Genomic DNA, 11840 nt, shown 5'->3' on the forward strand with positions numbered 1-11840 from the left:
TTAGGGAAAGAATAATGAATATTAAACTTTTCAAATATAGTGGTGGAGGTTTTTTTACATGAAAAAGCCATTGAATGGTGAGCGGCCTTTTAATCAAGGGTTTTATGGTCCTAACCTTGGCTATGTCATTGAGTTGTACGAAAACTATTTGCAAGATCCTGATTCCATTGATCCGGAAATGAGGGCCTATTTCGATGAGACAGGGTCACCTGTTACAGAGAATAGTAATATCCCTAAATCAGAGACAAATGTAGCAGTTACATCTAATCAGTTAGAGAAAACATTAGCGGCTATTCGTCTAGCGGATAATATTAGATTCTACGGCCACCGTGCAGCTGATATTTATCCATTAAAAAATCATGATCGAGAGATAAAGCTTTTCGAACTTTCCCGATATGGATTAACGGAAGAGGACTTAAAAGCAATCCCAGCTAACCTTATTTGTACAGAGGCAAAGATCCCACTTCGTAACGGGCTCGATGCTATTGAATATTTGAAATCTGTGTATACTGGCACAATTGCTTTCGAATTTCATCACGTAGATGATGAGAATGAGAAAGAATGGCTAAGAAAAAAGATAGAATCCAATCAATTAAACCTGAATTTAAATGCTGAAGAAAAAACCAAAATCCTCAGAAGACTTACCGAAGTAGAGGAATTTGAAAAGTATCTGCACCGAACATTTGTAGGTCAAAAAAGATTTTCCATTGAAGGGCTTGACTCAATGGTTCCTTTACTTGATGAAATTGTTTCTGAATCAGTTTCAAATGGGACTAAAACGATAAATATTGGGATGGCACACCGTGGACGCCTTAATGTCCTTGCTCATGTTCTTGGAAAGCCATATGAAATGATTTTTGCAGAATTCCAGCACGCTCCTAATAAAGAGCTTGTTCCATCTGAGGGTTCCATTGGCATAAGCTATGGATGGACAGGGGATGTAAAATATCACCTTGGCCTGGATAAGCAAATTAAAGATGAAAATACAACTATTGCGAGGTTGACACTAGCTAATAACCCGAGCCATTTAGAATTTGTCGGCGCAGTTGTTGAAGGATATACCCGTGCAGCACAGGATGATCGGACAAGAAAAGGATATCCTGAAGTAGATTTCCAGTCTGCTCTCTCCATTATTATTCATGGTGATGCAGCCTTCCCAGGTCAGGGAGTTGTTGCAGAAACTCTAAACCTCGGTCAGCTGAAAGGGTATGACACCGGCGGGTCTATACATATTATTGCGAATAATACGATTGGATTTACGACTGAATCCTATGACTCCCGTTCAACAAGGTATTCAAGTGATTTAGCTAAGGGCTATGAAATTCCAATTCTACATGTGAATGCTAATGATCCGGAAGCATGTGTGGCTGCAGCAAGATTAGCATGTGAATACAGAGAGAAATTCCAAAAAGACTTCTTAATTGATTTAATTGGTTATCGCAGATTTGGCCATAATGAAATGGACGAACCAATGACAACGAATCCATTAATGTATAAAATCATCCATCAGGAAGTAACGGTAAAGGATTTATATGCAGAAAGGCTTATTAGCCAAGCAGCTGTTACGAAGGATGAAGCTTCGAAAATGGAAGAAGCCATCATCGATAAATTAAAATCCGCCTATGAAAAGGTTCCAAATAAAAAAATTGAAATTGAGGATATGGAACCACCTGAAATGGTTGAAAAGGGCTTGCCAAAAATAGATACGGCTGTCCCAATTGAGGCATTAAAACAAATAAATCAGGAGCTTTTAGGCTTCCCAGAAAACTTCCTTGTCTTCAATAAACTCGACAAGATTTTAAAGAGAAGATTGGATGCAATAGAAGGCGAAGCAAAAATCGATTGGGGGCATGCGGAAACATTAGCATATGCCTCAATCATAACTGATGGTACTCCAATCCGGCTAACAGGTCAGGATTCGGAACGGGGAACGTTTGCTCACCGTAATATCGTTTTACATGATAACGAAACCGGTAAATCCTATTCTCCCCTGCATTTAATGTCAACGGCTAAAGCATCGTTTGCTGTTCATAATAGTCCATTATCCGAAATGGCGGTATTAGGGTTTGAATATGGCTATAACGTATTTGCCCCTGAAACATTAGTATTATGGGAAGCCCAATTTGGAGATTTCGCGAACTCTGCTCAAGTAATGTTTGATCAATTTATTGCAGCGGGCCGTGCTAAATGGGGACAGAAATCGGGTCTTGTTATGCTTCTTCCTCATGGCTATGAGGGCCAAGGGCCAGAGCACTCTAGTGCTCGTTTAGAAAGATTTTTAACTTTAGCAGCTGAAAATAACTGGACTGTGGCAAATTTATCATCATCAGCGCAATATTTTCATATTTTACGAAGACAGGCTGCTATTTTAAATCGTGAAGAGGTCCGTCCGCTTGTGATTATGTCGCCAAAAAGTCTTCTCCGTCATCAGCTTGTTGCATCAAGTGCGAAAGACTTAAGTGAAGGTGAATTCAAATCTGTACTTGAACAGCCTGGACTTGGCAAAGCAACAGATAAGGTGACGCGCTTAGTATTAGCTTCAGGTAAAATGGCCATTGATTTAGCTGAAAATCTTAAAAATATTGCGAATCAAGACTGGTTCCATATTGTACGTGTAGAGGAGATCTATCCGTTCCCAATGGAAGCGCTTAAGGAAATTATGAATCGTTATCCAAATCTTAAAGAAATTCTCTGGGTTCAAGAGGAGCCGAAAAATATGGGGGCATGGACCTTTGTTGAGCCTAGATTGAGAAAGCTTGCTGAACAAGGTAAAGAGGTAACATATGTTGGCAGACGCCGCCGTTCTAGCCCATCCGAAGGGGACCCTATTATTCATAAGCTTGAACAGGCACGCATCATTGAAGAAGCATTAACGCAAAAGCAAGAAGGAGGAAATTAAGGTGGCCGAAATCAGAGTACCAGAACTAGCTGAATCAATAACAGAGGGAACCATTGCCCAATGGCTAAGGAAGCCAGGCGATTTCGTTAATAAAGGGGATTTCGTAGTCGAGTTAGAAACAGATAAAGTAAATGTAGAAATTATTTCTGATTTTACTGGAGTATTAAAAGAATTAAAAGCTCAGGAAGGCGATAATGTAAATGTTGGTGAAACAATTGCGATTATTGACGAAAGCGGTCAAGCAGGGGCTGAACAAGCACAACCAGCTGCGCCAGTTCTAGAAGAACAAGCACCTGTTGTACCTGAAACAAAACCTGCAGAGCCAGGTGCTCCTGCGCAGGCTCCTTCTAACGAAAACCAACAGCGTCCAATCGCTTCACCAGCGGCTAGAAAAATGGCGCGTGAAAAGGGCATTGATTTAAGTCAGGTTCCTACAGTAGATCCACTAGGAAGAGTTCGAGCTCAAGATGTTTCAACCTTTAACCCTCAGGCTCAGGCAAGCAGCGCTCCAGCACAAGCACCAAAAGCTGCTGCACCTGCACCTATTAAGCAAGATGGAGAAAAAAGGGTTGAGCGTATCCGAATGACCCGCCGCCGCCAAACTATTGCGAATCGACTTGTAGAAGTTCAGCAAACAGCGGCTATGCTTACGACATTTAATGAAGTAGATATGACAAATGTAATGAACCTTCGTAAAAAACGTAAGGACAAATTCTTTGAAGAAAATGATGTAAAACTCGGATTTATGTCTTTCTTTACAAAGGCTGTCGTTGCTGCACTTAAGAAAAACCCATTCTTAAATGCTGAAATTCAAGGCGATGAAATTGTCTTGAAAAAGTTTTATGACATCGGTGTGGCTGTGTCTACAGAAGAAGGTTTAGTCGTTCCTGTTGTACGTGATGCAGACCGTAAGAACTTCGCTGAAATCGAAAAAGACATTATGGATCTTGCAATAAAAGCAAGAAATAATAAGCTCGGCTTACAAGATCTTCAAGGCGGTACCTTTACAATTACAAATGGCGGTACGTTCGGTTCACTGCTTTCTACTCCAATCCTAAATGGGCCTCAGGTCGGTATTTTAGGAATGCATGCGATCAACCTTCGTCCAGTTGCGATTGATGCTGAAAGAATGGAAAATCGTCCAATGATGTATATTGCTTTATCATATGACCATCGAATCGTTGATGGAAAAGAAGCCGTTACGTTCTTAAAACGTGTTAAAGAATTAATTGAAGACCCTGAATCACTTCTTTTTGAAGCGTAAAATATGTTCGGCAGAGTGGAAGAAGAGCCACTCTGCTTTTTTTCCATATAAAAGAGGCGAGAAAAACTCCCGCCCCAATCATCAATCAAAATTTACTTCTTAATTGGCTTTAACCCACGCTTAATAATTTCCTTTTTCAATATCCAAACCCATTCTTTCTCTGAACCAGACTTTAATGCATCACGATAAGAGACGACCAACTGTTCATTGCTCATAATCTTCATTAGCATTACCTCCTAAGGAACTGGATTGAATATTCTTTCTATTCATTCCATTTTAAACGTTTCCATCCGTTTTGAAAACCCTATTTTCAAAAAAAATGAAAAGAATATGATATGAACTTAAAGTAGTAATATTTGAAATGAACCATATAGAGCTTGTATGATTAAATAACTAATTAAAGAAAAGGAGGTTTAATATGGAACTGCAACTTGACCATATTGTTCATTTTATTAAGGGAGACCCAAAGAAAGCAATTGAGGCATGGCAAAAGCTTGGCTTACAAGCAGTCATGGGGGGAAGTCATGAAAAGTGGGGAACATTTAATAGCTTACTTTATAATAGCACCTCATATATCGAATTCCTTGCTATTGAAAACGAAGAAATCGCTCAAAATTCGGACAATCCTCTTATTACACAATTAGTATCAGATTTACAAAGAGAAGAAGGGATTGGGCAAATCTGTTTCCGTACAACAGATATCTTAACAGTAAAAAAAGAGCTTGAAAAAAAGGGGTGCAAAACATTTCCGATTTTTCCAGGGAGCAGGAAAAGGAAGGATGGATCGACAATTAAATGGAAAATGCTCTTCCTTAATCAAGAGTCAACCTTGCCATTACCATTTTTCATTGAATGGGAACAGCAGGATGAGGATCGTTTCAATGAACTTAAGAACCTTGGGATGATGGATCAGAAATTAGAAAAACATCGCATTCAATCTATTAGTTTTGCCTGTAAAAATGGAGAGAAATCTGCTAAGGAATGGTCTAAACTTTTTGATTTTCCTATTACATACACGGTAAACAATTCAGATTCCTCCACGAAAAAAACAACGATTGACTGTGGATCAACAAAAATTATCTTCTGTGAACCATTAGATGAAAAGGGAATTATCTATAATACGTTAAAATTACGAGGAGAACGTCCATTTTCAGTTCAGCTTGTGCCTGAAATTTTGACTCAGCCAATTTCCTTATTTGGTTCACACTATCAATAATACTTGCGCGTTGTCTAATGACAACGCGTTTTTCGATTTCTCTCTCAGTCTAAAGCTGTATTTGGATTCATTCTCATGGTCAATGAGAATTTACCAATAATTAGATACTATAAGGTTTAAAGAAGAGCAGAGAGGAGAATTTAAATGTATGAACAAATTTATGTTATTGAAAAGCTGGAACAATATAAACAAGAGGAACTTAGAAAAAAACCGTATTATTATTATGAAAAAAAGAATAGGGGGATTAATAATCAACTCTGCAGACTTCCTGTCATCCATCATCTTCCTTCATGCCAATGCACACATGACAGTGTATAGATTATGTTATAAGACCTTCCGAATAGTCTAAAGTTTTACTTAACATTTTTTCATAAAAAGACCTTCCTAAAGTTTGAAACATGCTGAGAAAGTGGTAAATAACTAATGCCATCTTCTTAGAAAGAAGGTCATCATATGAAATATTACTCTGATTATCGTTTAGTTGAATTGATTTACGAAGATACATTATATGAGCATCTTGAGTTTATCAGAATCGATCACATTTGTGAGGTTTGCTATATAACATTGAAAAATGTCATTACAACTGAGATATTTACTTTTGAACAGCATCAAATTAAAAGCATACGTAAAAAAATCTACCGGTATCCGCAAAGTTCAACAAAAAACAAGAATCATGTTGCAGCAACCAGCTAAAATTCTTTATACTAAGATTAAAAATAAAGGAAGTGGCAACATTGATTCATCTTAACTGGAATGAACGTGCAACATTAAAAAAAGTAAAGTGCGTCCACACAAATGCTGCAAAATATATTGTCAATAGGGCATTAACTGCCGGTAAAGAATATGAAGTAAAAAATGAAACAGATGAATTTTATTTTATCGTTGATAATACTGGCAAGGTCGGAGGCTATTACAAAGACTACTTTCAAGATGCATAAATCCAAAGAAGCTGTCAACAATTGTTGACAGCTTTTTCTTTATATAAAAATCCTATCACACCATTTAATGATGAATCCATATACTAACATGTGACGATACATAATGAGGTGGTTCACAAATGATTAGAGATGTTATAAAAGAAAACCAAAATTTATTAAATAATATCCTTTCAAGCCTGCATAAAAACATTATGATTGTCGGGCAACAAGAAATGAATGAAAACTCTACAGTTTTCCTAAGTAAGGAAAATTTAAAAGCTTTCCTAAAATTAAGGGATATTTATTCAGAGAAATTGGATTTTACTCTTTTGCAGGAAGGCCTATCATCATTCTCAACTATTCATCCTCATATTCATTACTCAATTGAAAAAATGTTAAATAACTTAGAGTTTATTGATCAATCTTCTACATATGATCTATGTCCGCATATGTCCAATCAAATTAAACAGGACCGCAATAAGGGGCTGTTCGGTAGGACTGAAACTTCCGTTATGGTTACTCTTCATTCATCCATGCTACAAAATCAAAAGATTATAAAGGATTTGCTTCACCATGGGATGAATATTGCACGAATTAACTGTGCTCATGACTCTCCAGAAATATGGAAAAAGCTTGTTGATTGTGTTCGAGAAGCGGAATTAGAACTTGGCCAAGAGAGAAACTTATGTAAAATTCATATGGAATTAGCTGGTCCAAAAATTAGAGTAGAAAAAATATTTTACCCTGAAAAGCCGTCTAATGAGGAAAGACCTTATTTTAATGTGAAGCCAGGAGATATGATTACAATAATTAGAGACGAATTAGCTCTAGAATTATTCGCAATGGAAGCTAAAGTCTTTTCAATAAACTCGCCAAAAGCATTACTAAATGTCTCGTTGAAAGACAAAGTGTTTTTTAATGACGGAAAAATCATTGGAGAAGTTTGTTCCATTACGGATGAATTGATAGGTATTACCATCTTAAAAACAAATAAAAAAATAACGAAGCTTCGTGAAGAAGAAGGGCTTAATCTTCCTGACTCTTTTGTTCACTTTATTATGCCTTCCATGACAAACACTGATATAGGGAACCTTCCTTTTGTACATGGACTAGCGGATTCCATAGGTCTTTCATTTGTACATCACCCTAGAGATTTAGAGAAACTTCGGATGCTCTTACATTCATTGCCGCCAAAGAATATAGGGATCATAGCAAAAATTGAAACAAAGGAAGCGTTCCATAACTTATCCAAAATTATTATCGAGGGACTTAATTTCGATTCATTTGGAATAATGATTGCAAGAGGCGATCTTGCTGTTGAATTAGGTTTTACTAAATTAGCATCTATCCAAGAGGAAATCATAAATCTTTGTCAGGCTGCACATATTCCAATTATTTGGGCAACGGGTGTACTTGAGCAACTAACAAAAAAAGGCATGCCATCAAGAGCTGAACTAACGGATGCATTTATGGGGCTCCGAGCTGATTGTATTATGTTAAATAAAGGTGAATACGCCGTTGATGCATTAAAAACTCTATATGAACTGATGATAATGAAACATACCTCCGAAACCAACAGGAGAAAAGAGACGTTTATTCAAAATCAATAAAAGAGGACCTAACTTTTTTGGTTAGATCCTCTTTTATTGTGGTAAAATTATTTATTAAAATGGGTTGGGAATACACGGCGAACTGTAGTTGAGAACTCATCGAAAAGCCCTTCGACCGGCTGGCCGTTGCGAATATCATTTGAATAATTGTTCATTCGATCATAGAAATCAGGGTTTACCGATACATAAACATCATTAATACTACGATCGACTGATTTTACTTGATCAGAAATTTTTCGTTCTATGTCACGGGATAAGCCATTTTGATTATTAACTAGCCGTGCCGCCACATAGGCATTATTATCTGTCACAATTACATTTGCGTGATCTACTTCAGGCATAGAGACGATTTTATCTGCTGCACGGTCAGCTACCCGCATTTTCGAGCTATTATTTAGAGCGTTTTTATTATTTCTAACTGGAGTTATATTTGTATTCCTCATATCCCTGTTGTCAAAAACATTAAAGTCATTCGTGCCTGGATTGTTTACTCTTGTCAAGTTATCACGGTTTCTCATTGCAGTTTCATTCACATTATTATCATTATTAACACCACATCCAGCAAGAATGGACATTGTAAATAATGAGGCGATAATCGCTTTCACTTTCATAAATTTACCCCCTTTTTTATTACTCTTTTTAATACTACATCACTATGTTTCCATTTTTTTATCCATAATATCCATGGAACTTTTGCAATATAAGGTCATAAATGACAGACTGAATACAATACATAAATTTTTTTAGTTATTATCTAATGAACTAATAATGAAAGCAGGAGATTTTATTGACATATGTATTTATTGGGATAGGGGGTATAGTTGGAAGTCTCCTTAGATTTTTCTTATTCACGATTTCTGTTTCCCTTTGGGGAGAAGGTTTTCCCATCGGTACACTTATAACCAATATTATTGGAGCACTGCTTTTAGGATTATTTACAAAGAAATTTAGCCTAAGCGGGAGAATGAATCAACAATTAAAGGTTGCTATTAGTACGGGAGCAATTGGCTCCTTTACAACGTTATCAACATTAAGCTCAGATGCCGTTCTATTATTGACTCGCGGATCGTATTTTTTTGCTTTTTTATATGTTTTCATTAGCTTATTTGGGGGGCTAGCTGCCATTTACTTAGGCTTTAAATTAGTGGAACAGCGGGATCGTGAGGAAGAAAAATGATCATAAATATATTGTTAATCTGTATAGGCGGATTCCTTGGAGCTATTTGCAGGTATAAACTTTCTATACTATTGAATAGTCATGTACAGGATAAAATCCCTTTTGGAACGCTTTTTGTTAATTTAGTGGGGTCTTTTTTATTAGGAGTCATCATCGGAATGGGTGAAGGTGAGCATATTCATTTTTTAATGGGAACAGGGTTTATGGGTGCATTCACCACTTATTCAACATTTAATTTGGAGGCTGTTATGCTTCTGCAGGCAAATAAAAAGGTACAAGCCATTACCTATTTAATGTTAACCTATTTATTAGGGATAGTGCTTGCATTTTTTGGCTTTATCATAGGGAAAATGTAAAGAGGGTGATTAAATCACCCTCTTTTCTATTTGTCGCTAATCGAATTTGATGTTTGCAGTACTTCCTTTTTTTCAGACGGGTAAAGCCTTTTCCCAATTATTGTTTGAATCGTTAGGAATATACCGCCGACAGTCCAATATAGTGGTAATGCAGCTGGTGCATTTAAAGAAACCATTACAATCATAATCGGAGACAAGAGCCCCATAAATTTCATCTGTTGCTGCTGTTGAATAGGCATTGTTGCCTGTGAAACCTTGAATTGAAAGAAGTATACGATCCCCGCAGCAACTGTAATCCAAATATCAGCGTGACCAAGATTAAACCACAAGAAGGAGTGGGTGGCAATTTCTTCTGATCCTCTTATGGCATAATAAAATCCCATTAAAATTGGCATTTGAATAAGGATTGGCAGACATCCCATATTTAGCGGATTCACACCATGCTTCTTGTAAAGGCCCATTAATTCTTGTTGCAGCTTTTGCTGTTCTTTCGGGTCCTTTGTTTCTTTCAATTTCTTTTGGATCTCGTCCATTTCAGGCTTTAAAGCGTCCATTTTTTCTTTCATGAGGCGCTGGTTTTTATACTGTTTTAACATAAACGGCATAAGTATTAGCCTAATGCCAAGAGTAATGATGATAATCGCAATCCCATAATTATCATGAAAAATGGCAGCTGTTCCATGAATGAGTGTTGAAAAAGGTTCGACAAGAAATTTATGAAAAAATCCATCATTGCTTTGGCCATTTTGAGAAGAACATGCTGATAATAATAAGACTGCGACTGATATTAGCGTGAATAGAAAAATATTTTTCTTGTTTTTCATTTGTGTGACTCCTCCTAGTTTTGTTTTAACTTAGTTGGAAGGAGTCACTGTCTGGATCATCGCTTTGATCATCTATTTTTCTTGCACATTTTGATATCCAAATTAAAAATGGATTCCTTTGAACATTCATTCTTAAATGCTGAATTGGAATAATTGTATTAGAATCCAATCGATCTGTATTATTTATTGAATCATAAAAAGAGTATTGGATATTCCATACCCATAAAAATTTCATTATGAGCCCTAATATAAAACTGACATAGATGGCATGATCAGCCGGAATATTGGAAGCATCCATCAAAAAATCTAACATATACTCACCTCAGTATTTTAGGGCAATGGGTAAATTATAATTGATTTTTGATTACGGCGCAATTGAAAACACTATCCAATTTAATGGGAGCTAAAATATAATGGTTGTACCAATATTAAGGAAGTAATAGAATATAGGATGGACTGACTATTTGATTGAACGGTGGGGTATTTTGTCTTTTTTTAAGCGAAAAACGTTATTAACAATTGCAAAGGTTTTATTTCCAATTCTGATCTTGCTATTAATCAGCTATGAAGCGAAAGGTTTGTTTAAAGATTTTAACTGGAACTTAATTGACCTATATTTAGACAGGCTTTCTCTCCAGAGAATTATTTTGATATTTATCCTTGGATTAATTGCCTTGATTCCGATGTTTTTTTATGATGTGGTTCTTTTTCAAATATTTAAAAGCAGAGTTCGAAAGAGGCAGTTTATTTTTTATTCCTTATCTGCAAATGCGTTCTCAAATTTAGTTGGATTTGGCGGGGTGGCTGGAGCAACTTTACGATCTATTTATTATCGCAAATATGCGACTGATTCTATTCCTGTCATTAGGATCATTGCAAAAATTTCTCTGTTTTATTTAACAGGGCTATCTATTCTTTCCTGGCAAGTAGCCTTTACGGATATGCATGTTTATGCCGAAATCAAGTTTATGAAATTTGCCGTCTGGGCTATTGCAGCCTATACACCGGTTTTACTTATTCTTTTTTCATTTAGAAAAAAGTTTTGGAGCTTGGAAAACTTACAAAAGGGTTTTATTGCTGAATTAATAACCATCTCCATATTTGAATGGTTATTTGTTGGAATATGTATATGGGGGATTGCTCACTTATTGAGCGTAGCTGTTCCATTTTCAATTATTTTTCCGATCGTGATTATCTCGGCTTGTGCAGGTATCATTAGCCTTATTCCAGGAGGGATTGGGTCATTTGACTTAGTTTTTCTTATTGGAATGGAGACATACGGGATTCCAGCAGAATTAAGCTTGTTAATTATCATGTTTTATCGGCTTAGCTATTATATTTTTCCTGTTTTATTAAGCACGCCTTTTGTAATTTTTCAAATGGCTGCTAAAAAAAATCAAAGCTAAACAAAGTGACTTTTTTCTATCAAGTCCTTTTGTTTAGTTTTTTATATACATTTCTATCGGTTCAATATTGTGTAATCCTACAATTTAGAGGGTAAAATGGTAGTATTAATACTTTGCTAGGGGGATTTTTAATGCATCATTATTTTCAGGATGATAGTCTAACTCTGCATA

General features: G+C 36.3%; 14 protein-coding genes. 10 read left to right on the forward strand and 4 right to left on the reverse strand.

Features of this window, described 5'->3' with window-relative positions; genetic code table 11:
• Positions 1 to 58: 58 nt before the first annotated feature.
• Together V7127_RS13620 and odhB are read left to right on the forward strand one after the other, a co-directional pair.
• Positions 59 to 2899 (forward strand): 2-oxoglutarate dehydrogenase E1 component, encoded by a 2841-nt coding sequence (locus V7127_RS13620; RefSeq protein ID WP_335486845.1) that lies wholly within the window; start codon positions 59 to 61, stop codon positions 2897 to 2899.
• Position 2900: 1 nt separating this feature from the next.
• Positions 2901 to 4163: a 2-oxoglutarate dehydrogenase complex dihydrolipoyllysine-residue succinyltransferase gene (gene odhB, locus V7127_RS13625; RefSeq protein WP_335345387.1), complete on the forward strand. Its 1263-nt coding sequence runs from the start codon at positions 2901 to 2903 to the stop codon at positions 4161 to 4163.
• 92 nt (positions 4164 to 4255) lie between these two features.
• Here odhB and sda read toward each other — a convergent pair whose 3' ends face one another.
• Positions 4256 to 4387, reverse strand: coding sequence for a sporulation histidine kinase inhibitor Sda (gene sda / locus V7127_RS13630; protein ID WP_066287900.1), 132 nt, complete (start codon positions 4385 to 4387; stop codon positions 4256 to 4258).
• A gap of 194 nt (positions 4388 to 4581) precedes the next feature.
• Here sda and V7127_RS13635 point away from each other — a divergent pair, with 194 nt between their 5' ends.
• The 5 genes from V7127_RS13635 (at position 4582) to V7127_RS13655 (ending at position 7906) form a co-directional block, all read left to right on the forward strand.
• Positions 4582 to 5379 (forward strand): VOC family protein, encoded by a 798-nt coding sequence (locus V7127_RS13635; protein ID WP_335486848.1) that lies wholly within the window; start codon positions 4582 to 4584, stop codon positions 5377 to 5379.
• A 144-nt stretch (positions 5380 to 5523) separates the two neighbouring features.
• Complete coding sequence (locus V7127_RS13640) at positions 5524 to 5697, forward strand: hypothetical protein (RefSeq protein WP_335345389.1); 174 nt, start codon at positions 5524 to 5526, stop codon at positions 5695 to 5697.
• A 135-nt stretch (positions 5698 to 5832) separates the two neighbouring features.
• A complete protein-coding gene (locus V7127_RS13645) occupies positions 5833 to 6072 on the forward strand; it encodes a hypothetical protein (RefSeq protein WP_335486851.1) in 240 nt (79 codons plus the stop codon).
• 41 nt (positions 6073 to 6113) lie between these two features.
• Positions 6114 to 6317, forward strand: coding sequence for a DUF6501 family protein (locus V7127_RS13650; protein WP_335345391.1), 204 nt, complete (start codon positions 6114 to 6116; stop codon positions 6315 to 6317).
• A 119-nt stretch (positions 6318 to 6436) separates the two neighbouring features.
• Positions 6437 to 7906 (forward strand): pyruvate kinase, encoded by a 1470-nt coding sequence (locus tag V7127_RS13655; RefSeq protein WP_335486854.1) that lies wholly within the window; start codon positions 6437 to 6439, stop codon positions 7904 to 7906.
• Between the two features lie 47 nt (positions 7907 to 7953).
• Here the strand turns inward: V7127_RS13655 and V7127_RS13660 are convergent, their stop codons facing one another.
• Positions 7954 to 8517, reverse strand: a complete 564-nt coding sequence (locus V7127_RS13660; protein ID WP_335486857.1) for a YhcN/YlaJ family sporulation lipoprotein — start codon at positions 8515 to 8517, stop codon at positions 7954 to 7956.
• A 176-nt stretch (positions 8518 to 8693) separates the two neighbouring features.
• On the opposite strand from V7127_RS13660, the gene crcB (V7127_RS13665) reads away from it, so the two are divergent.
• Both crcB (V7127_RS13665) and crcB (V7127_RS13670) read left to right on the forward strand, forming a co-directional pair.
• A complete protein-coding gene (gene crcB / locus V7127_RS13665) occupies positions 8694 to 9083 on the forward strand; it encodes a fluoride efflux transporter CrcB (RefSeq protein WP_335486860.1) in 390 nt (129 codons plus the stop codon).
• On the forward strand, positions 9080 to 9439 hold the full coding sequence (gene crcB, locus V7127_RS13670) for a fluoride efflux transporter CrcB (RefSeq protein ID WP_335486863.1): 360 nt from the start codon (positions 9080 to 9082) through the stop codon (positions 9437 to 9439). The genes crcB (V7127_RS13665) and crcB (V7127_RS13670) overlap by 4 nt, the downstream gene beginning before the upstream one ends.
• A 26-nt stretch (positions 9440 to 9465) precedes the next feature.
• Here the strand turns inward: crcB (V7127_RS13670) and yidC are convergent, their stop codons facing one another.
• Both yidC and V7127_RS13680 read right to left on the reverse strand, forming a co-directional pair.
• Complete coding sequence (yidC, locus tag V7127_RS13675; protein WP_335486866.1) at positions 9466 to 10263, reverse strand: membrane protein insertase YidC; 798 nt, start codon at positions 10261 to 10263, stop codon at positions 9466 to 9468.
• Between the two features lie 25 nt (positions 10264 to 10288).
• Positions 10289 to 10576 carry a hypothetical protein gene (locus V7127_RS13680; protein WP_335486869.1) on the reverse strand — a complete coding sequence of 96 codons (288 nt, stop codon included), beginning with the start codon at positions 10574 to 10576 and terminating at the stop codon, positions 10289 to 10291.
• A gap of 151 nt (positions 10577 to 10727) precedes the next feature.
• Between V7127_RS13680 and V7127_RS13685 the strand changes: the two genes are divergently transcribed.
• Positions 10728 to 11669 carry a UPF0104 family protein gene (locus V7127_RS13685; RefSeq protein ID WP_335348335.1) on the forward strand — a complete coding sequence of 314 codons (942 nt, stop codon included), beginning with the start codon at positions 10728 to 10730 and terminating at the stop codon, positions 11667 to 11669.
• Positions 11670 to 11840 lie beyond the last annotated feature (171 nt).

The organism is Bacillus sp. JJ1773 (assembly GCF_036962035.1).
GTDB lineage: Bacteria > Bacillota > Bacilli > Bacillales > Cytobacillaceae > Cytobacillus.